This window comes from Citrobacter sp. wls615, assembly GCF_005281355.1.
GTDB classification, from domain to species: Bacteria; Pseudomonadota; Gammaproteobacteria; order Enterobacterales; family Enterobacteriaceae; genus Citrobacter; species Citrobacter werkmanii.
On record NZ_SZXM01000041.1, the window covers coordinates 1 to 280 of the forward strand.

The 280-nt window shown below is 48.6% G+C and carries 1 tRNA gene; it reads left to right on the top strand.

Annotated features, from left to right (window positions below):
* Nucleotides 1-104: 104 nt before the first annotated feature.
* Nucleotides 105-180, top strand: a tRNA-Glu gene (locus FDX04_RS12200).
* Nucleotides 181-280: the final 100 nt, after the last annotated feature.

The window sequence follows — 280 nt, forward strand, 5'->3', positions numbered from 1 at the left end:
CGGTTGGATCACCTCCTTACCTTAAAGAAACGTTCTTTGTAGTGCTCACACAGATTGTCTGATGAAAAGTGAATAGCAAGGCGTCTTGCGATTGAGACTTCAGTGTCCCCTTCGTCTAGAGGCCCAGGACACCGCCCTTTCACGGCGGTAACAGGGGTTCGAATCCCCTAGGGGACGCCACTTGCTGGTTCGTGAGTGAAAGACGCGTACCCTGATATCTCAAAACTCATCTTCGGGTGATGTTTGAGATATTTGCTCTTTAAAAATCTGGATCAAGCTG